We start from the raw sequence: 21,809 nt of genomic DNA, 5'->3' as shown, positions 1-21,809 counted from the left end.
ATAAATCAATTACTATGCGTATCAAATCCCATTTCGAAATGAATTATCGTTTTCGAAATGGGATTTTTGTTTTTTCAGTAGTGCTCTTTGTATATAGTTTATTTATATACTTCTTTAAAACCACCAATGATTCCAAGCTAAGTTTTGCATTAGATATAGAGCATCAATCATACATAGATTCTCTGAAATGCGTAGCTACACAGGAAAAAGAATCTAAACGCTGGTTAAAACCGTTTAATCCAAACTTTATATCGGATTATAAAGGATATGTTTTAGGGCTTTCTCCAGAACACTTAGAACGATTAAGAAGTTATCGCGCCAAGGGGCAATGGGTCAATTCTCCGGCTGAATTTAAAAAGGTTACGTTGATCCCGGATAGCTTACTCATTCAAATAGCACCTTTATTCAAGTTTCCGATTTTTAAGAATGTTCAGAAAAGAACTCAAAATAGTGTTTTGAGTTTTGATCAGAAAAAAGAACTCAATACGGTTACTTCAGAAACTTTAATTACCGAACTAAAAATACCGGATTTTATCGCTGAGCGTATTGTAAAGTATAGGAAAGGAATTGGAGGCTTTGTTAGTGATACGCAATTAGAAGATATACATGGATTATATACCAGACAAAGAACTTCTATTCTCAGCCACTATACGGTGAAACAGTCGCCTCTGAAAAAAAGAATAGTCTTAAGTGGTGCTTCTGTGAAAGATCTTATGAAAGTACCTTACATCGACTTTGAGTCAGCTATTAGAATAAGAGACTATCAGAAAGCTAATGGTAATATTAAAGATTTTAAGGAATTAGAGAAAATAGGGGAGTTTCATTTCGAAAAAATAGATAAAATAGCATTATATTTGACTATAAAATAATAATCGGAAAAAATTGCTGTTTCCTTTGCAAATTTCATAATGATCTATTGGATATTTCTCAGATATTACCAGATTGAGAAGATAGCATAGTTTACAGTAAAATTAATTACTTAAAGAAAGTCTTCAAATGAATAGTATGTATTTTACAGAAGAGCATGAGCTGTTTAGGCAAAGTCTTAAAGAATTTTTACAGAAAGAAGTTGTTCCTCATGTTGATAAATGGGAGAAAAGTGGAACGATTGAACGTTTTATCTGGGAAAAAGTTGGGGAAATGGGATATTTCGGTATCGCATATCCCGAAGAGTATGGGGGATTAGATCTGGACCTGTTTTATACAGTGATTTTTCTTGAGGAGCTTCAAAAGGTTAATTCAGGCGGTTTTGCAGCTGCTATGTGGGCGCATGCCTATCTGGCGATGACGCACGTTAATAAAGAGGGGAACGCAAGTATAAAAGAAAAATATCTTACCCCAAGTATCGCTGGTGAAATGATTGGCTGTTTAGCTATTACAGAACCTTTTGGTGGGTCTGACGTAGCCGGAATGCGTACAACAGCTGTAAAGGATGGAGATAATTATATTATCAACGGTTCTAAAACTTTTATAACCAACGGGGTATATAGTGATTACCTTGTGGTAGCGGCAAAAACGTCGCCTGAGCTAGGTGCTAAGGGAATGAGCATCTTTATCATGGATCGAGAAACTCCCGGTATTTCTGCCACCAAACTTGATAAACTAGGATGGAAAGCTTCTGACACAGGTGAGATTGCTTTTGATAATGTCAAAGTGCCTGCTGCTAATTTGATGGGTGAAGAGAATAAAGGTTTTGGATATATCATGCAGCATTTTGCGCTAGAACGTCTGATAATGGGTATCAATGCACATGCGCGTGCAGAATTTGCACTTGAGTATACATTGGAGTACATGTCACAACGTGAGGCTTTTGGTAAGACGATTGATAAGTTTCAGGCATTGCGACATAAAGTGGCCGAAATGGCAAGTCAAATTGAAATGAATAAAGAATTCAATTATTCGGTTACCAAGCGACTTAATGACGGTGACTATGTGGTTAAGGAAGCTAGTATGTCAAAACTTCTTGGTACCAAAATGGCTGATGAAGTAATCTATGAATGTTTACAGTTGCTTGGGGGATATGGTTATATGGAAGAATATCCATTAGCCAGATTATTGCGTGATAGTAGGTTAGGACCTATTGGAGGAGGTACCTCTGAGATTTTAAAAGAGATCATAGCTAAGATAGTCATTGATAAAAAGGAGTACAAAGCAGCTACATAGTTATAGGATTCATAATACCCTATTTGTAATTCTGTATTTTAGATGTTAAAAAAACAGGATTTTAATAGTTTAACCCTGTTAAAATTAAAGTTTTAGTAAATGTTATCAACACGAAAACGTTTGAGTTAAATCTCAAACGTTTTCGTGTTTTAAGAATGTGTTACCTTTAAAATAACTAAAACACAAACACTATTTATTATGACAAACTTAAATGTAAAAGTAGCCGTATTTCTTCTGGCGTTCTTAACTCTCAGTTGTGAGCGAGAAGAAATAGAGATTGAAAAACCAGCTGCTGTTGAAAAAATGGTATTAGAACCCCTTAATAAAGCTGCCCTTAAACCAATAGGAACAGGGGTTATGATGCAAGCGTTTTATTGGGACGTGCCTAGCGGAGGTACTTGGTGGAATACAATCAAGAATAAGGTGTCTGCCTGGAGCAATGCGGGGGTTGATGCAATATGGTTGCCACCGGTTAGTAAAGCTCAGAATGGAAAGTTTTCAATGGGTTATGATCCTTTCGATTATTACGATTTTGGTCAGTATAACCAAATGGGAAGTACAGAAACTCGTTTTGGGTCAAAAACCGAATTGGAACAGTTGATTAACAGTGCACACGCAAATCAATTGAGTGTTATTGCTGATATCGTTATCAATCATAATAGTGGAGGGGATTCAGAATTCAACATTTTCAAAAATTCAAATACCTACACCAAGTATACCCCCAAATCAAATTTATTTAATCGTACGCAATATGATTTTCATCCTAATGACTATCATAATAACGATTCCGGAGTTTTTGGAGGGTTTGCAGACCTGTGCCATCATAAGAGTTATGTACAAGATTGGTTATGGAAAAAATCTAACTCAGTTGCAAAATATTATAAAAACACTATGAAGTTTGATGGATGGCGCTTTGATTACGTGAAAGGTTTTGAACCTTGGATAGCAAGAGATTGGAAAAATGCAGTCGGAGGCTTTTCGGTAGGTGAATATTGGGATGGTAATGCTGCTACCTTGCAGTGGTGGACAGATCAGGCACAAATGTCGGCTTTTGATTTTGCGTGTTACTATAAAATGCGGGATGCATTTCAAGGCAATAACTTGAATGCGCTTCAGGGAGATATGCTTTGGAAACGTAATGCGTCCAGAGCTGTGACTTTTGTCACCAATCATGATACTGATGAGATACAAATTAATAAACTTCTTGCCTATGCATATATCTTAACGCATGAAGGATATCCGGCGCTTTTTTATAAGGACTATGAAGACTGGCTTGATAAGAATGCATTAAACAATTTAATATGGATTCATAATAATCTGGCAGCAGGTAATACCTCAAACCTGTATACGGATACAGATGAATATATTGCCCGGCGTAACGGGAACGCCTCAAAAATTGGTTTAATTGTCTATATTAATATATCAAATTCTTATAAAGAACGATGGATACAGACGAATTGGAGTAACACGAGGATAAAAGATTATACAGGACGGTCCAGTTGGGAGCCTGTTACTCAAGGAGATAAATGGGTTAAAATTCAAGTCCCTCCCAATAGTTATACGGTATGGTCAATCAAATAAATAAAATATATAAAAAAGGTTTGTAGGTTATACATTTGTATTATATTTGCACCTTAATTTCTAAAGAAAGGAGGTGATACTATGTTAATTATACCTATTAAAGACGGAGAGAATATAGATAGAGCGTTAAAGCGTTTCAAGCGTAAATTTGACCGAACAGGGACAATGCGTCAGCTACGTAAGCGACAAGCGTTTTCAAAACCTTCTGTTGAGCGAAGAGCTCAAGTTCAAAAAGCGCAGTACATTCAGCACTTAAGAGATCAAGAAGAAATCTAGTAGCACATCGTGAGCGTGGTCTATAATGCTTTTTAAGCAGACTTCGTTTTTACTATATCATTTAAACCATTAGGGTCGTAAAAGTTTAGTACTTTTATACGCTAATGGTTTTTTTTATGCTTATTTCTAAATTTATTGAGTATCTCACCTTTGAGCGTAATTATTCTGAACATACGGTAAATGCCTACAGGACTGATATAATGGCTTTTCGGGACTTTGGAGAAGTGGCTTTTGATGAATTTGACTTGGTGCAGGTCGAGTATGTTCAGATCCGAAGCTGGATAGTCGCTTTGGTGGAAGAAGGGAAAAGCAATCGTACCATTAACAGAAAGATTTCTTCCCTTAAAACATTCTACAAGTTTTTACTCAAAATAGATGAGATAAGTAGAAACCCTTTAGCGACCCATCGTGCCTTGAAAACTACTAAAAAATTACAAATTCCTTTTTCTGACGATGAGGTAGTGGATGTTTTGTCGTTAATGGGGGTAAACAAAGATTTTACAAGTGTACGAGATCGACTCATAGTTGAATTATTTTATGCGACAGGCATCCGACGTATTGAGTTAGTGAACTTAAAGATGTCAGACGTGGATAGTACTGCTCAAAAGATAAAAGTGCTGGGAAAACGTAGTAAAGAACGGATACTGCCTTTATTATCTACTGTGTGTGTGACGCTCAATGAGTATCTTGAGCTTAGAAAACAAATCCATGGTTGTGAAAACACCGACTTTTTGTTCATTACTTCAAAAGGAGTTAAAATATATGAAACGCTTGTCTACCGAATTATTAATACGTATTTTAGTAAGGCATCATCAAAGGTTAAAACGAGTCCGCATATTTTAAGACATTCGTTTGCTACACAATTATTAAGTGAAGGTGCTAATCTTAATGCGGTAAAAGAGTTACTTGGACATTCTAGTTTGGCAGCTACTCAGGTGTACACACATCAAAATGTAGCGCAATTGGCAAAAGCTTATAAAAATGCCCATCCCAGAAATAAGAAGAAATAAGTACGCTCTTGTAGTTACTGACATGAATTTTTGTTCAACCATTTTAATACCGATTACGTATGAAAGTAAACTTGCAATCTGTAAATTTCAACGTCGATGAAAAATTGATACAATTTACCCAAACAAAATTAGATAAGCTAGAACACCATTTTAATCGTATTATATACGCCGATGTATATCTAAAAGTAATGAACACTAGTGGAAAGGAAAATAAAGTTACAGAAATTTTATTGACGGTGCCGGGGGATGAGTTTATGATAAAAAAGATCAATAAAACATTCGAAGAAGGTGTGGATGAATGTGTTAGTTCGCTGGAGAGACAATTGCAACGACGAAAGGAAAAATTAAAAGCACATATTTGATTATTTTTTTTCTCTAAAAATGTTTTGAGAAAAGAATAATTTATATACATTTGCAGTCCGTTAGAAATAGCGGGCTTTTTTATGCCAAAAAAGTGGTTAAAAGCCGATGTAGCTCAGCTGGCTAGAGCAGCTGATTTGTAATCAGCAGGTCGTGGGTTCGAGTCCCTCCATCGGCTCTTTAAAAAGTTGAAATATTGAAAATTTTTTAAACTTTTTTAAAATATTTTGAATTGTCAAAAAAATGTTTACTTTTGCCATCTCAAAATTACAAGGTTCATTAAAATAATGATTTGGGGAGATACTCAAGCGGCCAACGAGGGCAGACTGTAAATCTGCTGACTACGTCTTCGCAGGTTCGAATCCTGCTCTCCCCACAAAAAAATTAAATATCTTTTGTATTTACATGGTACGATAGATCTTTAAAGTAGATTTCTCAAATGTATTTTGAGAATAATGCGGGAGTAGCTCAGTTGGTAGAGCGTCAGCCTTCCAAGCTGAATGTCGCCGGTTCGAACCCGGTCTCCCGCTCTAAAATAAAAGGGCATATCTTATATAAGTAAGATGGGTTTTTAAAGTATAAAAGTGCTAATGAATCAGATTTCTTTCTTTATTATTTTGAAAGCGTTCTGGTTTATTGTTGTACGCTTTAAAAAGCCGGTGTAGCTCAGGGGTAGAGCGTTTCCTTGGTAAGGAAGAGGTCACGAGTTCAAATCTCGTCATTGGCTCTTAGTTCAGAACATAAATTGAACACTAATATATAACTAAGATTAAAATAAATTAATTATGGCAAAGGAAACTTTTGATCGTTCCAAACCGCACTTAAATATTGGTACTATTGGACACGTTGATCACGGTAAAACAACTTTAACTGCTGCAATTACTAAAGTATTAGCAGATGCAGGTCTTTCTGAAGCGAGAAGTTTCGATACTATCGATAACGCACCAGAAGAGAAAGAAAGAGGTATTACTATTAATACATCTCACGTAGAGTATCAAACAGCTAATCGTCACTATGCACACGTTGACTGTCCAGGTCACGCCGATTATGTAAAGAACATGGTTACTGGTGCTGCTCAGATGGATGGTGCGATCTTAGTAGTTGCTGCTACAGATGGTCCAATGCCACAAACTCGTGAGCATATCCTATTAGGACGTCAGGTAGGTATTCCAAGAATCGTTGTATTCCTTAATAAAGTGGATATGGTTGATGATGAGGAATTATTAGAACTTGTTGAGATGGAAGTAAGAGATCTTCTTTCTTTTTATGAGTATGATGGTGATAATGGTCCTGTAATTTCAGGTTCTGCACTTGGAGCACTTAATGGTGAGCAAAAGTGGGTTGATACTGTTATGGAATTGATGAACTCTGTTGATGAGTGGATCGAATTGCCAGAGCGTGATGTTGATAAGCCATTCTTGATGCCTATAGAAGATGTATTCTCGATTACTGGTCGTGGTACAGTTGCAACTGGTCGTATTGAGACTGGTATTGCAAACACTGGAGATCCTGTTGAGATCATCGGTATGGGAGCTGAGAAATTAACTTCTACTATTACTGGAATCGAAATGTTCCGTCAGATCCTTGATAGAGGTGAAGCAGGAGATAACGCTGGTATCCTATTAAGAGGTATTGAGAAAACTCAAATCTCTCGTGGTATGGTAATCGTTAAGCCGGGAACTGTAACTCCACACAAAAAATTCAAAGCTGAGGTGTATATCCTTAAGAAAGAAGAAGGTGGACGTCACACGCCATTCCATAATAACTACCGTCCTCAGTTCTATGTACGTACTACTGATGTAACTGGAAACATTGCGCTTCCTGATGGAGTTGAGATGGTTATGCCTGGAGATAACTTAACTATTACTGTTGAGTTGATTCAAACTATTGCAATGAACGTAGGTCTACGTTTTGCTATCCGTGAAGGTGGTAGAACAGTTGGAGCAGGTCAGGTTACTGAGATCCTAGACTAATACAATATAGTTTATAATAAGTAGAGGTATCTGCTCAGGCAGATACCTTGACTTATGTTTACGGGTTTAGCTCAGTTGGTAGAGCACTGGTCTCCAAAACCAGGTGTCGGGAGTTCGAGTCTCTCAACCCGTGCATTAATAAATTGCTTTACAAGGCAATTAACAAATATCAATCTTATAATGATATTAAGTCTGATGATTTTGTTCTGATTCTTATTATCATTTAAACAGTGTATAAAGATGGCTGGATTAGCAAACTATATTACAGAATCATATAATGAATTAAAAAATCATGTAACCTGGACGCCTTGGGCAGAAGCGCAACGTCTTACATTGATAGTCATCGTTTTCTCGGTGCTTTTTTCATTAGCAATATGGGGAGTGGATACTGTTTTTAGCAACATGGTAGAGTATTATTTTGCCTTGGTTAAATCATAATGATGGAGAAAATGGCAGAAGTTAATAATACAAAAAAGTGGTATGTTGTTAGGGCTGTTAGTGGTCAGGAGAACAAAGTAAAAGATTATATAGAGCGTGAAATTGCTCATATGGGCTTAGAAGATTTTGTTTCTCAAATTCTTGTACCTACAGAAAAAGTAATCCAAATTCGTAACGGGAAGAAAATAAACAAAGAAAGAGTTTATTTTCCTGGGTATGTTATGATCGAAGCAAATCTTTCTGGAGAAATACCTCACATCATTAAATCTATTAATGGTGTTATTGGTTTTCTGGGTGAGGTTAAAGGCGGAGATCCAGTGCCGTTAAGAAAATCCGAAATCAATAGAATGTTAGGTAAGGTTGATGAATTATCTGTGAAAACGGATAATGTTGCGATTCCTTATACTATAGGAGAAACTGTCAAAGTAATCGATGGCCCTTTTAATGGTTTTAACGGGACAGTTGAAAAAGTTAATGAAGAGAAGCGTAAGCTTGAGGTAATGGTGAAAATTTTCGGAAGAAAAACGCCATTAGAATTGAGCTATATGCAAGTTGAAAAAGTTTAGTAATTGTTACATTATATTCAGAGTTGTTCTTTTGCTTCCAAATTATAGAACAATTCTAATCTAAAATTAGAGAAATGGCTAAAGAAGTAAGTAAGGTTGTAAAATTACAAGTTCGTGGGGGAGCGGCAAACCCGTCTCCACCAGTTGGACCTGCTTTAGGTGCTGCCGGAGTAAATATCATGGAATTCTGTAAGCAATTCAATGGTAGAACACAGGATAAAGCTGGTAAAGTGTTACCGGTTGTTATTACTGTTTTTAAAGATAAGTCTTTTGATTTTATCATTAAAACTCCACCAGCAGCAGTTCAAATATTGGAAGCAGCAAAAACAAAAAAGGGTTCTGGAGAACCAAATAGAAAGAAAGTAGCTAGTGTATCTTGGGATCAAGTACGTACTATAGCAGAAGATAAAATGCAGGATTTGAATGCATTTACTATCGAGTCTGCCATGAAAATGGTTGCTGGTACCGCTCGTTCAATGGGTGTAACTGTAAAGGGGCAAGCTCCTTTTTAATCCTTAAAACGTTTATAAAATGGCAAAAGTGACTAAAAAGCAAAAAGAAGCTCGTTCAAAAGTTGAAACTAATAAAGCATATAGCTTATCAGACGCATCTAGCTTAATCAAAGAAATTTCTACGGTTAATTTTGATGCATCAGTAGATTTAGCTGTTCGTTTAAATGTTGATCCTCGTAAAGCGAATCAAATGGTTCGTGGTGTTGTTACATTACCACATGGTACAGGTAAAGATGTGAAGGTGTTAGCGCTTGTTACTCCGGATAAAGAAGCCGAAGCAAAAGAAGCGGGTGCAGATTTTGTTGGTCTTGATGAGTATCTTGATAAAATTAAAGGTGGTTGGACTGATGTTGACGTGATTATTACCATGCCAAGTGTTATGGGTAAATTAGGTCCTTTAGGACGTGTATTAGGACCTCGTGGTCTTATGCCAAACCCAAAGACTGGTACGGTAACTATGGATGTTGCTAAAGCAGTATCTGATGTTAAAGCTGGTAAGATTGATTTTAAAGTTGATAAAACTGGTATCGTTCACGCTTCAGTTGGTAAATCATCATTCGATGCTAAAAAGATTGAAGACAACGCAAAAGAATTATTAACAACACTAGTAAAATTAAAGCCACAGGCAGCTAAGGGAATTTATATAAAGTCAATTTATATGTCTTCTACTATGAGTCCTGGTGTACAGATAGATTCTAAGAATTTTGCTGGGTAATTAAGATAAACGATTATGACTAGAGAAGAAAAATCACAAGTAATTGAAGACTTAACTGCTCAGTTAGCTGAAAACACTAATATTTATTTAGCTGATATTTCAGGTCTGAATGCAGGTGCGACTTCAAATTTACGTAGAGCTTGTTATAAAGCTAATGTTTCACTAAGTGTAGTGAAAAATACACTCCTTGCAAAAGCAATGGAGAAATCTGATAAAGAGTTTGGTGAGTTACCAAACGTATTAAAAGGAAACACTTCAATTATGTTTTCTGAAACAGGAAATGCTCCTGCGAAGGTAATCAAAGAATTTCGTAAGAAATCTGAGAAGCCTTTATTAAAAGGTGCATTTGTTGAAGAAGCAATCTTTGTAGGAGATGAATACCTTGATGCCTTGGTTAACATCAAATCTAAAGAGGAAGTTATTGGAGATATTATCGGTTTATTACAATCACCGGCTAAGAATGTGGTTTCTGCATTAAAGTCAAGTGGCGGTAAGATTGCAGGTATCCTTAAAACGTTATCCGAAAAAGAAGGATAACACTTAAATGTGTACGCACTTTTTAACAAATTATATTTCAATTAAAATTATTATTTAAAACGATAGAAAATGGCAGATTTAAAAGAATTCGCAGAACAGTTAGTAAACTTAACAGTAAAAGAAGTTAATGAATTAGCTGATATATTAAAAGATGAGTATGGTATCGAGCCTGCTGCTGCTGCTGTAGCTGTAGCTGCTGGTGGAGGTGCTGCTGGTGAAGCTGAAGAGGAAAAGTCAGAATTTGACGTAATCCTTAAAGCTGCAGGTGGATCTAAATTAGCAGTTGTAAAACTTGTTAAAGAACTTACAGGTCTTGGTCTTAAAGACGCAAAAGAATTAGTTGACGGTGCTCCAAAGCCTGTTAAAGAAGGAATTGCAAAAGACGAAGCAGAAGCTCTTAAAGCTCAATTAGAAGAGGCTGGAGCAGAGGTTGAGCTTAAGTAAGCTTAACTAATAGTGACATATAGGTTTAGACCTGGAGAGTTCTCTCTAAGGTCTAAACCATTTTGCGTATATAAGTATTAAGTGCTAAAATACGTATCCGTTTTAAACAAATTTAATTAAAATTCCGTCCATTGATGTTAGCAACGCAAACTGAAAGATTGAATTTCTCTTCTGTAAAGAATAGACCTGATTATCCAGATTTTTTGGATATTCAGATCAAATCCTTTCAGGATTTCTTTCAATTAGAAACAAAGTCTGAAGAAAGAGGAAACGAAGGTCTATACAATACCTTCATGGAAAATTTTCCAATTACGGACACCCGTAATCAATTTGTACTAGAGTTTTTAGATTATTTCGTTGATCCTCCAAGATATGATCTTCAGGAGTGTATTGAAAGAGGTCTTACCTATAGCGTACCTTTAAAGGCACGGCTTAAATTATTCTGTACCGACCCCGAGCATGAGGATTTTGAAACAATTGTGCAGGACGTATATTTAGGTACAATTCCTTACATGACTCCAAGTGGTACTTTTTGTATCAATGGAGCAGAACGTGTTGTGGTTTCTCAATTACACCGATCTCCTGGTGTATTCTTTGGACAATCATTCCACGCTAACGGTACAAAATTATATTCTGCCAGAGTAATTCCATTTAAGGGATCTTGGATAGAATTTGCTACCGATATCAATAGCGTTATGTACGCTTATATTGATAGAAAGAAAAAATTACCTGTTACGACACTTTTCCGTGCTATCGGATTTGAGCGTGATAAAGATATTTTAGAGATTTTTGACCTCGCTGAAGAAGTAAAGGTTTCAAAATCTGGACTTAAAAAAGTTTTAGGTCGTAAATTAGCAGCACGTGTATTAAATACGTGGCATGAAGATTTTGTAGATGAAGATACAGGAGAAGTAGTATCTATTGAGCGTAATGAAATTGTGCTTGATAGAGATACTATTCTTGATAAAGACCATCTTGAAGAGATTATTGAATCTGGCGCAAAAACTATTTTGCTTCATAAAGAAGATAATCAAAAAGGTGATTATGCTATTATTCATAATACACTTCAAAAAGACCCAACCAATTCTGAAAAAGAAGCGGTAGAACATATTTATCGTCAATTACGTAATGCAGAACCGCCTGATGAGGAAACAGCACGTGGTATAATCGATAAGTTGTTCTTTTCTGACCAACGATACAACCTGGGAGAGGTAGGTCGTTACAGAATGAATAAGAAGTTAGGTCTTGATATCGCAATGGATAAGCAAGTGCTTACCAAGGAGGATATTATTACTATCATAAAGTACTTAATAGAATTAATAAATTCTAAAGCTGAGATAGATGATATTGATCACTTATCTAACCGTCGTGTTAGAACTGTAGGTGAGCAGTTGTCACAGCAATTTGGTGTAGGTTTAGCACGTATGGCACGAACTATTCGTGAACGTATGAATGTTAGAGATAATGAAGTGTTTACACCGATTGACCTTATTAATGCTAAAACCTTATCATCTGTAATTAATTCGTTTTTTGGAACGAATCAATTATCACAGTTCATGGATCAAACTAATCCTTTGGCAGAAATTACGCATAAGCGAAGACTTTCTGCATTAGGACCAGGTGGATTATCACGTGAACGTGCAGGGTTTGAGGTTCGAGATGTGCATTATACGCATTACGGACGTTTGTGTCCTATTGAAACTCCGGAAGGACCAAATATTGGACTGATCTCATCACTTTCAGTGTTTGCTAAAGTGAATTCAATGGGATTCTTAGAAACTCCTTACCGTAAAGTTGAAAACGGTAAAGTAGATTTAAGTGAATTCAGATATCTAAGTGCAGAGGAAGAAGAAGAGAAATTAATTGCACAAGCTAACATTCCTCTAAAAGAGGATGGAACCATAGAGGCAGATAAAGTTATTGCTCGAATGGAAGGGGATTTCCCTGTAATTGATCCAACAAATGTCAATTATGCCGATGTAGCGCCTAATCAGATTGCTTCGATCTCGGCTTCATTAATTCCTTTCTTGGAACATGATGATGCCAACCGTGCATTGATGGGATCTAACATGATGCGTCAAGCAGTACCCTTGTTGAGAGTAGATGCTCCAATTGTAGGAACCGGTCTTGAGCGTCAGGTAGCTTCAGATTCTCGAGTATTGATTAATGCTGAAGGAGATGGAGTTGTAGAGTATGTTGATGCTCAAAAAATTACGATAAAATATGATAGAACGGACGAAGAGCGTATGGTTAGCTTTGATTCGGATTCTAAAACATATTTCCTAATAAAATTCCGTAAGACAAACCAAGGAACAAGTATTAACCTGAAACCTATCGTTAAGGTAGGAGATCGTGTTAATCGTGGACAGGTACTTTGTCAGGGATATGCTACCGAGAATGGAGAACTTGCTTTAGGCCGAAATATGAAAGTAGCCTTCATGCCTTGGAAAGGGTATAACTTTGAGGATGCGATCGTAATTTCTGAAAAAGTGGTTCGTGATGATATTTTTACATCTATCCATATTGACGAGTATTCTTTAGAAGTTCGTGATACCAAATTAGGTAACGAAGAATTAACTAATGATATACCAAACGTTTCAGAAGAGGCAACCAAAGACCTTGATGAACATGGTATGATTCGTATTGGAGCCGAGGTTAAACCTGGTGATATTCTTATTGGTAAGATCACTCCGAAGGGAGAAAGTGATCCAACACCTGAAGAGAAATTACTTCGCGCAATTTTTGGTGACAAAGCGGGTGATGTAAAAGATGCTTCTTTAAAAGCGTCTCCATCATTACACGGGGTAGTTATTGATAAAAAATTATTTGCTCGTGCAGTAAAAGATAAGCGTAAACGTTCACAGGATAAAGAAGATATTTCAGCTTTAGAACGTGCGTATGATGCTAAATTTGCCTTGTTGAAATCAGAGTTGGTAGATAAGTTATTTATCATCGTTGGAGGTAAAACTTCTCAGGGAGTTATTAACGATCTTGGTGAAGAAGTATTGCCAAAAGGTAAGAAGTATACACAAAAGATGCTTAATAGTGTCGATGATTATGCACACCTTACTAAAGGAACTTGGACAACTGATGATAGCTTGAATAGTTTAGTAGCGGACTTAATCCACAACTATAAAATTAAGCAAAACGATCTTCAAGGTAACTTGAGAAGAGAGAAGTTTACAATTTCTGTTGGTGATGAATTACCAAGTGGAATTATTAAACTTGCCAAAGTTTATATCGCTAAAAAACGTAAACTGAAGGTAGGAGATAAGATGGCAGGACGTCACGGTAACAAAGGTATTGTTGCACGTATCGTAAGAGAAGAGGATATGCCATTTTTGGAAGACGGAACACCGGTAGATATTGTATTGAATCCATTAGGGGTACCATCGCGTATGAACATTGGTCAGATTTATGAAACAGTTCTTGGTTGGGCTGGTCAGAAATTGAACAGAAAGTTCGCAACGCCTATTTTTGATGGAGCTTCTATTGACCAAATTAACGAATTTACAGATGAAGCTGGAATTCCAAGATTTGGACATTCATATCTTTATGATGGTGGTAGTGGTGAGCGTTTTGATCAACCTGCAACAGTAGGGGTGATTTACATGCTTAAGTTAGGACACATGGTAGATGATAAGATGCATGCTCGTTCTATCGGACCTTACTCATTAATTACGCAACAACCATTAGGTGGTAAAGCACAATTTGGAGGTCAGCGTTTTGGAGAGATGGAAGTTTGGGCGCTTGAGGCTTATGGAGCATCAGCAACCTTACGTGAAATATTGACGGTAAAATCTGATGATGTAATTGGAAGAGCTAAAACTTACGAAAGTATAGTTAAGGGAGAGCCAATGCCAGAACCGGGATTACCAGAATCTTTTAACGTGTTAATGCACGAATTAAAAGGTCTGGGTCTGGATATCAGATTAGAAGAATAATACTGCGTCTGTAGCATGTCATGTTTGGTCAACCCAAGCATGACAGCTATCAGCAGTAGATATTCAAATTTAAATTACAATAATTCTTAAGGAACCATGTATTATGGCAAGAAATAATGATAAGAATACAGTAAAGAGATTTAATAAAATCTCTATTGGTTTGGCCTCTCCAGAGTCAATATTAGCAAACTCTAAGGGAGAAGTACTTAAGCCTGAAACTATTAATTATCGTACACACAAACCAGAACGTGACGGTTTGTTCTGTGAGCGTATTTTTGGTCCGGTAAAGGACTTTGAATGTGCTTGTGGGAAATATAAAAGAATTCGCTACAAAGGTATTGTTTGTGATCGTTGTGGTGTTGAAGTAACTGAAAAGAAAGTAAGAAGAGATCGTGTAGGGCATATCAATTTAGTTGTGCCTGTAGCGCATATCTGGTATTTCCGCTCGTTACCAAACAAAATAGGATACTTACTTGGACTCCCGTCTAAGAAGTTGGATATGATTATTTACTACGAACGTTACGTAGTGATCCAACCAGGTATTGCAAAAAATGAAGAAGGAGAAGCTGTTCAAAAAATGGACTTTCTTACGGAAGAAGAATATTTAAATATCTTAGATAGTCTTCCGCAAGAGAATTTGTACTTGGATGATTCAGATCCGAATAAGTTCATCGCTAAGATGGGTGCAGAATGTCTGATCGAAATCTTGAAAAGGATTGATCTTGATGCCCTATCGTATGAATTGAGACATAAAGCTAATAATGAGACTTCAAAACAACGTAAGACTGAAGCTTTAAAGAGACTTCAAGTTGTTGAAGCGCTACGCGATGCAAACAAAAACCGTGAGAATCGTCCGGAATGGATGATCTTAAAGGCTATTCCGGTGATTCCACCAGAATTGCGTCCTTTAGTTCCTCTTGATGGTGGACGTTTTGCAACATCAGATTTAAATGATTTATATCGTCGTGTAATTATACGTAACAATCGTCTGAAGCGTTTGATGGAAATCAAAGCTCCAGAAGTAATTTTACGTAATGAAAAACGTATGCTACAGGAATCTGTAGATTCATTATTTGATAATACACGTAAAGCATCTGCTGTAAAAACTGATTCTAACCGTCCGTTAAAATCGTTATCAGATTCTTTAAAAGGTAAGCAAGGACGTTTCCGTCAGAACTTACTTGGTAAGCGTGTGGATTATTCAGCACGTTCAGTTATTGTTGTTGGACCAGAATTAAAATTATTCGAATGTGGTCTTCCAAAGAATATGGCAGCAGAACTCTACAAGCCTTTTGTAATCAGAAAATTGATTGAAAGAGGGATTGTAAAAACTGTAAAATCTGCCAAAAAGATTATAGATAGAAAAGAGCCAGTTGTTTGGGATATACTTGAAAACGTTCTTAAAGGACATCCGGTATTATTAAACCGTGCGCCTACACTTCACCGTCTAGGTATTCAAGCCTTTCAACCAAAACTTATCGAAGGTAAAGCGATTCAGTTACACCCATTAGTGTGTACAGCATTTAACGCCGATTTTGATGGAGATCAGATGGCAGTGCATTTACCACTAGGACCAGAAGCAATTTTAGAATCTCAGTTATTGATGTTAGCATCACATAACATTCTTAACCCTGCTAACGGATCACCGGTAACCGTACCTTCACAAGATATGGTCTTGGGTCTTTACTATATGACAAAGTCTCGTAGATCGACTCCAGAATTAGAAATAAAAGGTGAAGATCTTACTTTCTATTCTCCAGAAGAAGTTACCATCGCTTATAACGAAGGTAGATTACATATCAATGCGAATATTAAGATCAGAACTATTGATTTTAACGAAGCTGGCGAATTAGTACCTCAAATAATTGAAACATCTACAGGTAGAGTTTTATTTAATGAAAAGGTACCGGCAAAGGCTGGATTTATCAACGAGGTTTTAACGAAGAAGTCATTACGTGATATCATCGGTAAAATTCTTAACTTAACTAGTGTTCCTGAAACCGCAGAATTTTTGGATGAGATTAAACGTCTTGGATACTATTTCGCATTCAAAGGAGGATTATCTTTTAGTTTAGGAGATATTATTATACCAGCAGAAAAGCATACGATGATTGCTGATGCAAATTCTCAGGTTGATAATATTGTTGCCAATTATAACATGGGACTTATTACAAATAACGAGCGTTATAATCAGGTAATTGATATTTGGACTTCTACAAACGCCGAATTGACTGAGTTGTCAATGAAACGTATACGCGAAGATCAACAAGGATTTAACTCAGTGTATATGATGCTTGATTCTGGAGCAAGGGGGTCAAAAGAGCAGATTCGTCAGTTGACAGGTATGCGTGGTTTGATGGCTAAGCCTAAAAAATCTAACTCTGTCGGTGGTGAAATTATTGAGAACCCGATTCTTTCTAACTTTAAAGAAGGACTTTCAATTTTAGAATACTTTATCTCGACTCACGGTGCACGTAAGGGTCTTGCAGATACCGCTCTAAAAACTGCAGATGCCGGGTATTTGACACGTCGTTTGGTGGATGTAGCACAAGATGTAATTGTAAATGAAGAAGATTGTGATACGCTAAGAGGAGTTGAAGTGACCGCTCTTAAAAAGAATGAAGAAGTTATTGAGCGTTTAGAAGCTCGTATCGCTGGTAGAACAGCATTAGTTGATGTAGTTGACCCACTTACGCAAGAAGTACTTGTTGAGGCTGGTGCCGAAATTACTGATGCTATCGCAAGAACTATTGAAGAATCTCCTATTGATGCTGTCGAAGTTCGTTCGGCATTAACATGTGAAGCTAAAAAAGGTATTTGTGTTAAATGTTACGGTCGTAATCTTGCGACTGGTAAGACTGTGCAACGAGGTGAAGCAGTAGGTGTTGTGGCAGCACAATCTATTGGAGAACCGGGTACACAGCTTACGCTACGTACATTCCACGTGGGAGGTATTGCAGGTAACATTTCTGAAGAAAATCAATTGAAGGCAAAATTCACTGGTATTGCCGAAATTGATGAACTCAAAACAGTAAAAGGAGAAGATTCTGAAGGTAATAAGATTGATGTTGTTATCTCAAGAACTTCAGAAGTGAAAGTAATTGATCCAAAGACTAAAATTGTTTTAAGTAATAACTTAATACCTTATGGTTCGCAGCTATTTATCAAGAGCGGTCAGAAGATTGCTAAAGATGATGTTATCTGTCAGTGGGATCCTTATAACGGTGTAATTATTTCAGAATTTGCTGGTAAAGTAAAGTATGAGAACATCGAGCAAGGAATTACCTATCAGGTAGAGATTGATGAACAAACAGGTTTCCAGGAAAAAGTTATTTCAGAATCTCGAGATAAGAAAAAGATTCCGACTTTACATGTAATTGGTAAAGCGGATGAAGTTTTACGTTCGTACAACTTACCGGTTGGAGCGCATCTTATGATCGATGATAATGAAAAAATTGGAATTGGTAAAGTCTTAGTTAAGATTCCACGTAAATCTGCAAAAGCAGGTGATATTACAGGAGGTCTACCACGTGTAACAGAATTATTTGAAGCACGTAATCCATCGAATCCTGCGGTTGTTAGTGAAATTGATGGTGTAGTTTCTTTTGGTAAAATTAAGCGTGGTAATCGTGAGATTATTGTTGAGTCCAGAATTGGTGAAGTGAAGAAATATCTTGTTAAACTCTCTAATCAAATTCTTGTACAGGAAAATGATTATGTAAGAGCAGGAATGGCTTTATCTGATGGTTCAACTACTCCAGAGGATATTCTTAAAATTAAAGGTCCATCTGCGGTACAGCAATACCTGGTAAACGAAGTACAAGAAGTATATCGTTTACAAGGGGTGAAGATTAACGATAAGCATTTTGAAGTAGTAGTACGTCAAATGATGCGTAAAGTTAGAATTCAGGATCCGGGAGATACGATTTTCTTAGAGAATCAATTGATTCATAAATCAGACTTTATTGAAGAAAATGATGCTATTTTTGGAATGAAAGTAGTAGAAGATGCCGGGGATAGTGAAAACCTTAAACCGGGACAAATAATTTCTCCTAGAGACTTACGTGATGAAAATTCAATCCTAAGAAGAGAAGACAAAAACTTAGTAGTAGCTAGAGACGTAACAGCTGCAACCGCTACACCTATCTTACAAGGTATAACAAGAGCATCGTTACAAACTAAATCCTTTATTTCTGCAGCTTCCTTCCAGGAAACTACAAAAGTATTAAACGAAGCTGCTGTGAGCGGTAAAGTGGATAGTTTAGAGGGTCTTAAAGAAAATGTGATTGTTGGACATAGAATCCCGGCAGGAACAGGTATGAGAGACTACGAGAGTATAATTGTTGGTTCTAAAGAAGAATTTGAAGACCGCATGGAACAGCGACAAGAAGTAAATTATAATTAATCAGAACAGCCTGCCTTTTGGCAGGCTTTCTTTTTATATCCTATTTGAAAAATTTTAAGATATGGCAGATAAAAAAAATCCAAACCAAAATCAATTAAATATTGAATTGGATGAGTCAATTGCTGATGGAACCTATAGCAACTTGGCTATTATCAATCATTCAGTTTCAGAATTCGTTATTGATTTTATCAACGTGATGCCTGGAAGACCTAAGAGTAAGGTCAAGAGTAGAGTGATTTTAACTCCGCAACATGCCAAACGTTTGATGAAAGCTTTAAGTGATAATGTGCAACGCTTTGAAACTGCTCACGGCGAGATCAAAGATTATGAGCAACCACCAATTCCACTTAATTTTGGACCTACCGGCGAAGCTTAATAAGCCTATTTAAAATAATATTGAACCCGAAAAGAAAACTATTTCTTTTCGGGTTTTATTTTTTAAGCAAGAAATCAAATGCAGCAACTTAATTTTTTTGTAAATTTAGTTGATGACATATTTGGAAAATCATGGCAAAAAGAATTAAAACTTATAGTGAATTCTACAATTTTTACCTGACCGAGCATCAAAATAGAACGAGCAGGATACTTCACTTTATAGGTACATTTCTCGTTTTTATTCTTATAGCAATAGCTATATGGCAACGCTGGGGATGGCAATGGTTTTTAGTGCCCGTTGTAGGGTACGGTTTTGCTTGGGTCGGGCATGCGTTTTTTGAAAAAAACAAACCGGCCACGTTCAAATATCCGCTTTGGAGCCTCCTGTCGGATTTTAAATTATTTTTTGAGATTCTCTTTGGTAAAAGAGGGTTTTGAGAGCTAAAGTAGCTGCAATCTCATCAACCTCTCCTACTCAAATTCTGAAGTAAAATGAAATTTTACCGTAGGGTATTTTTGTTGAGTCATTTGTAGGCTAAAACTAGAGTCCGCCAGAAACACCAATTGTCCTCGCTTATCTGTAGCCAGGAATTTATTTTTCACACGCTTGAAATCTGCGAATTCCTGTTCGTCAGATCCTCGTGGATCGACCCAACATGCTTTATGAACATTTAGATTTTCATAGGAACATTTTGCACCGTACTCATGCTCTAATCGGTATTGTATCACTTCGTATTGAAGTGCACCCACGGTTCCTATCACTTTTCTGCCATTGAGTTCTAATGTAAAAAGTTGTGCCACCCCTTCGTCCATTAATTGGTCAATCCCTTTTGCCAATTGTTTAGATTTCATTGGGTCAGCATTGTTAATGTATCTAAAATGTTCTGGAGAAAAGCTAGGGATACCACGATAATGTAATAATTCTCCTGTTGTTAATGTATCACCGATTTTAAAGTTACCGGTGTCATGCAGCCCTACGATGTCACCCGGGTATGAGATGTCTACAATTTCCTTTTTCTCTGCAAAAAATGCATTTGGGCTTGAAAATTTAAATTTCTTTTTATGTCGAGTATGTAGGTAGGGAACATTACGTTCAAAAGTACCGGAAACAATCTTTATAAATGCCAGGCGATCTCTGTGCTTAGGATCCATGTTTGCATGTATTTTAAATACAAATCCTGTAAAATCCTTTTCAGTTGGCTCAACCAGACGCTCCTCGCTTTCCTTTGGACGCGGTGTAGGTGCAATTTGGATAAAGCAATCAAGTAATTCCCGTACTCCAAAGTTGTTTAAAGCAGATCCAAAAAATACCGGTTGTAGTTTTCCTTCCTTATACGCTTGATTGTCAAAATCCGGATAAATACCTTCTACCAATTCTAATTCTTCACGCAAAGTATCTGCCGCTGAATCACCTATGGTTTCATTCAGTTGTTGGGAAGACAAATCCGAAATCTCGATAGTCTCTTCGATATTTTTTCTGCTATCTCCACTAAAAAGGTTGATATTCTTTTCCCATATGTTATATATGCCTTTAAAGTCATATCCCATACCGATAGGAAAGCTTAAGGGAACCACTTTGAGACCAAGTTTTTGTTCAATTTCATCTAGCAATTCGAAAGCATCTTTTCCTTCCCGGTCTAGTTTGTTTATAAAAACAATCATCGGAATGTTTCGCATGCGACACACGGACACCAATTTCTCCGTTTGTTCTTCCACCCCTTTGGCAACATCAATTACCACAATAACACTGTCTACAGCAGTTAAGGTACGAAATGTATCTTCGGCAAAATCTTTATGACCCGGTGTGTCTAAAATATTTATTTTTGTTCCTTGGTATTCAAAAGCCAAGACCGATGTAGCTACAGATATTCCACGTTGACGCTCAATTTCCATAAAGTCACTGGTAGCACCTTTCTTAATTTTATTCGATTTAACCGCACCAGCTTCTTGAATAGCACCACCAAAAAGTAAAAGTTTTTCGGTAAGGGTAGTTTTTCCGGCATCCGGGTGAGAAATAATACCAAATGTTCTTCTTCTGCGTATTTCGTCTGTAAACTTCATGTTATGCTTTGTAAAGAGCGGCAAATATACTGCTAAATAAGATAAATCACGTAGGTTTTGCTACAGATATACTATGATGATTTAATAGGTTTTTATGTGTTGCAATTTTTAAATTATAGGTAACATATTGCAAATTAAACAGTAAGGTTCTAATTTTTTTTTCTTTATTTGTGTAAAGTTACAGTTTTTACGGTTTTACCGTAATTCTATATCTTTATTAAAAAATTGTGTCTTTTAGTTGAAAACGAACTTTACAGTTTATCATGATTTTACCCAAAATCTAAATTAGAACTTATGAATTTTAAATTAACTTTTGCACTACTTTCGTCACTATTCTTTACAACTTTGGTCACTGCTCAGCAAGATGCCCAGTACACTCAATATATGTATAATACTATAATTGTAAACCCGGCTTATGCAGGAAGCCGCGGAGTTATGAGTATTACCGG

19 protein-coding genes and 5 tRNA genes are annotated in these 21,809 nt (G+C 36.6%); 23 read left to right on the top strand and 1 reads right to left on the bottom strand.

Annotation, left to right across the window (positions count from 1 at the left end; all coding sequences use genetic code 11):
• Window positions 1–14 precede the first annotated feature (14 nt).
• From BD809_RS13300 to BD809_RS13195, 22 genes are all read left to right on the top strand, one after another.
• Window positions 15–869 (top strand): helix-hairpin-helix domain-containing protein, encoded by an 855-nt coding sequence (locus BD809_RS13300; protein ID WP_148783474.1) that lies wholly within the window; start codon window positions 15–17, stop codon window positions 867–869.
• Between the two features lie 127 nt (window positions 870–996).
• On the top strand, window positions 997–2,163 hold the full coding sequence (locus tag BD809_RS13295; RefSeq protein ID WP_148783473.1) for an acyl-CoA dehydrogenase family protein: 1,167 nt from the start codon (window positions 997–999) through the stop codon (window positions 2,161–2,163).
• 198 nt (window positions 2,164–2,361) lie between these two features.
• Window positions 2,362–3,744, top strand: coding sequence for an alpha-amylase (locus BD809_RS13290; RefSeq protein WP_148783472.1), 1,383 nt, complete (start codon window positions 2,362–2,364; stop codon window positions 3,742–3,744).
• Between the two features lie 81 nt (window positions 3,745–3,825).
• Window positions 3,826–4,020, top strand: a complete 195-nt coding sequence (rpsU, locus tag BD809_RS13285) for a 30S ribosomal protein S21 (protein WP_148783471.1) — start codon at window positions 3,826–3,828, stop codon at window positions 4,018–4,020.
• A gap of 116 nt (window positions 4,021–4,136) precedes the next feature.
• A complete protein-coding gene (locus BD809_RS13280) occupies window positions 4,137–5,030 on the top strand; it encodes a tyrosine-type recombinase/integrase (RefSeq protein ID WP_148783470.1) in 894 nt (297 codons plus the stop codon).
• Window positions 5,031–5,089: 59 nt separating this feature from the next.
• Entirely contained in the window at window positions 5,090–5,392 is a 303-nt protein-coding gene (hpf, locus tag BD809_RS13275) for a ribosome hibernation-promoting factor, HPF/YfiA family (protein WP_148783469.1), read from the top strand.
• A gap of 102 nt (window positions 5,393–5,494) precedes the next feature.
• Window positions 5,495–5,568 (top strand) — tRNA-Thr (locus tag BD809_RS13270).
• Window positions 5,569–5,684: 116 nt separating this feature from the next.
• Window positions 5,685–5,766 (top strand) — tRNA-Tyr (locus tag BD809_RS13265).
• A gap of 81 nt (window positions 5,767–5,847) precedes the next feature.
• Window positions 5,848–5,920: transfer RNA gene (locus BD809_RS13260), tRNA-Gly, on the top strand.
• A 125-nt stretch (window positions 5,921–6,045) separates the two neighbouring features.
• Window positions 6,046–6,117: transfer RNA gene (locus BD809_RS13255), tRNA-Thr, on the top strand.
• 58 nt (window positions 6,118–6,175) lie between these two features.
• A complete protein-coding gene (gene tuf, locus BD809_RS13250; protein ID WP_148783468.1) occupies window positions 6,176–7,363 on the top strand; it encodes an elongation factor Tu in 1,188 nt (395 codons plus the stop codon).
• Window positions 7,364–7,423: 60 nt separating this feature from the next.
• A tRNA-Trp gene (locus tag BD809_RS13245) sits at window positions 7,424–7,496 on the top strand.
• Window positions 7,497–7,603: 107 nt separating this feature from the next.
• Window positions 7,604–7,801: a preprotein translocase subunit SecE gene (secE, locus tag BD809_RS13240; RefSeq protein WP_148783467.1), complete on the top strand. Its 198-nt coding sequence runs from the start codon at window positions 7,604–7,606 to the stop codon at window positions 7,799–7,801.
• A gap of 11 nt (window positions 7,802–7,812) precedes the next feature.
• The gene (nusG, locus tag BD809_RS13235; protein ID WP_148783466.1) at window positions 7,813–8,367 is read left to right on the top strand and encodes a transcription termination/antitermination protein NusG; all 555 of its coding nucleotides are present in this window, start codon (window positions 7,813–7,815) and stop codon (window positions 8,365–8,367) included.
• 74 nt (window positions 8,368–8,441) lie between these two features.
• The gene (rplK, locus tag BD809_RS13230) at window positions 8,442–8,879 is read left to right on the top strand and encodes a 50S ribosomal protein L11 (RefSeq protein ID WP_148783465.1); all 438 of its coding nucleotides are present in this window, start codon (window positions 8,442–8,444) and stop codon (window positions 8,877–8,879) included.
• 19 nt (window positions 8,880–8,898) lie between these two features.
• Complete coding sequence (rplA, locus tag BD809_RS13225) at window positions 8,899–9,594, top strand: 50S ribosomal protein L1 (protein WP_148783464.1); 696 nt, start codon at window positions 8,899–8,901, stop codon at window positions 9,592–9,594.
• Window positions 9,595–9,609: 15 nt separating this feature from the next.
• Complete coding sequence (rplJ, locus tag BD809_RS13220) at window positions 9,610–10,131, top strand: 50S ribosomal protein L10 (protein WP_148783463.1); 522 nt, start codon at window positions 9,610–9,612, stop codon at window positions 10,129–10,131.
• A gap of 69 nt (window positions 10,132–10,200) precedes the next feature.
• Entirely contained in the window at window positions 10,201–10,575 is a 375-nt protein-coding gene (gene rplL, locus BD809_RS13215; RefSeq protein WP_148783462.1) for a 50S ribosomal protein L7/L12, read from the top strand.
• Window positions 10,576–10,709: 134 nt separating this feature from the next.
• A complete protein-coding gene (rpoB, locus tag BD809_RS13210; protein ID WP_148783461.1) occupies window positions 10,710–14,519 on the top strand; it encodes a DNA-directed RNA polymerase subunit beta in 3,810 nt (1,269 codons plus the stop codon).
• 103 nt (window positions 14,520–14,622) lie between these two features.
• Entirely contained in the window at window positions 14,623–18,924 is a 4,302-nt protein-coding gene (rpoC, locus tag BD809_RS13205; RefSeq protein WP_148783460.1) for a DNA-directed RNA polymerase subunit beta', read from the top strand.
• Window positions 18,925–18,985: 61 nt separating this feature from the next.
• The gene (locus BD809_RS13200) at window positions 18,986–19,300 is read left to right on the top strand and encodes a DUF3467 domain-containing protein (RefSeq protein ID WP_148783459.1); all 315 of its coding nucleotides are present in this window, start codon (window positions 18,986–18,988) and stop codon (window positions 19,298–19,300) included.
• Window positions 19,301–19,431: 131 nt separating this feature from the next.
• Window positions 19,432–19,737, top strand: coding sequence for a DUF962 domain-containing protein (locus tag BD809_RS13195; RefSeq protein ID WP_148783458.1), 306 nt, complete (start codon window positions 19,432–19,434; stop codon window positions 19,735–19,737).
• Between the two features lie 33 nt (window positions 19,738–19,770).
• Here BD809_RS13195 and BD809_RS13190 read toward each other — a convergent pair whose 3' ends face one another.
• Window positions 19,771–21,360 (bottom strand): peptide chain release factor 3, encoded by a 1,590-nt coding sequence (locus tag BD809_RS13190; RefSeq protein WP_148783457.1) that lies wholly within the window; start codon window positions 21,358–21,360, stop codon window positions 19,771–19,773.
• Between the two features lie 294 nt (window positions 21,361–21,654).
• Between BD809_RS13190 and BD809_RS13185 the strand changes: the two genes are divergently transcribed.
• A partial coding sequence (locus BD809_RS13185) for a type IX secretion system membrane protein PorP/SprF (protein ID WP_148783456.1) occupies window positions 21,655–21,809 on the top strand: 155 nt, incomplete at its 3' end.

The sequence above is a fragment of the Aquimarina intermedia genome, from assembly GCF_008124785.1.
Lineage (GTDB): Bacteria > Bacteroidota > Bacteroidia > Flavobacteriales > Flavobacteriaceae > Aquimarina > Aquimarina intermedia.
This window is presented reverse-complemented; position numbering and strand designations above follow the sequence as displayed.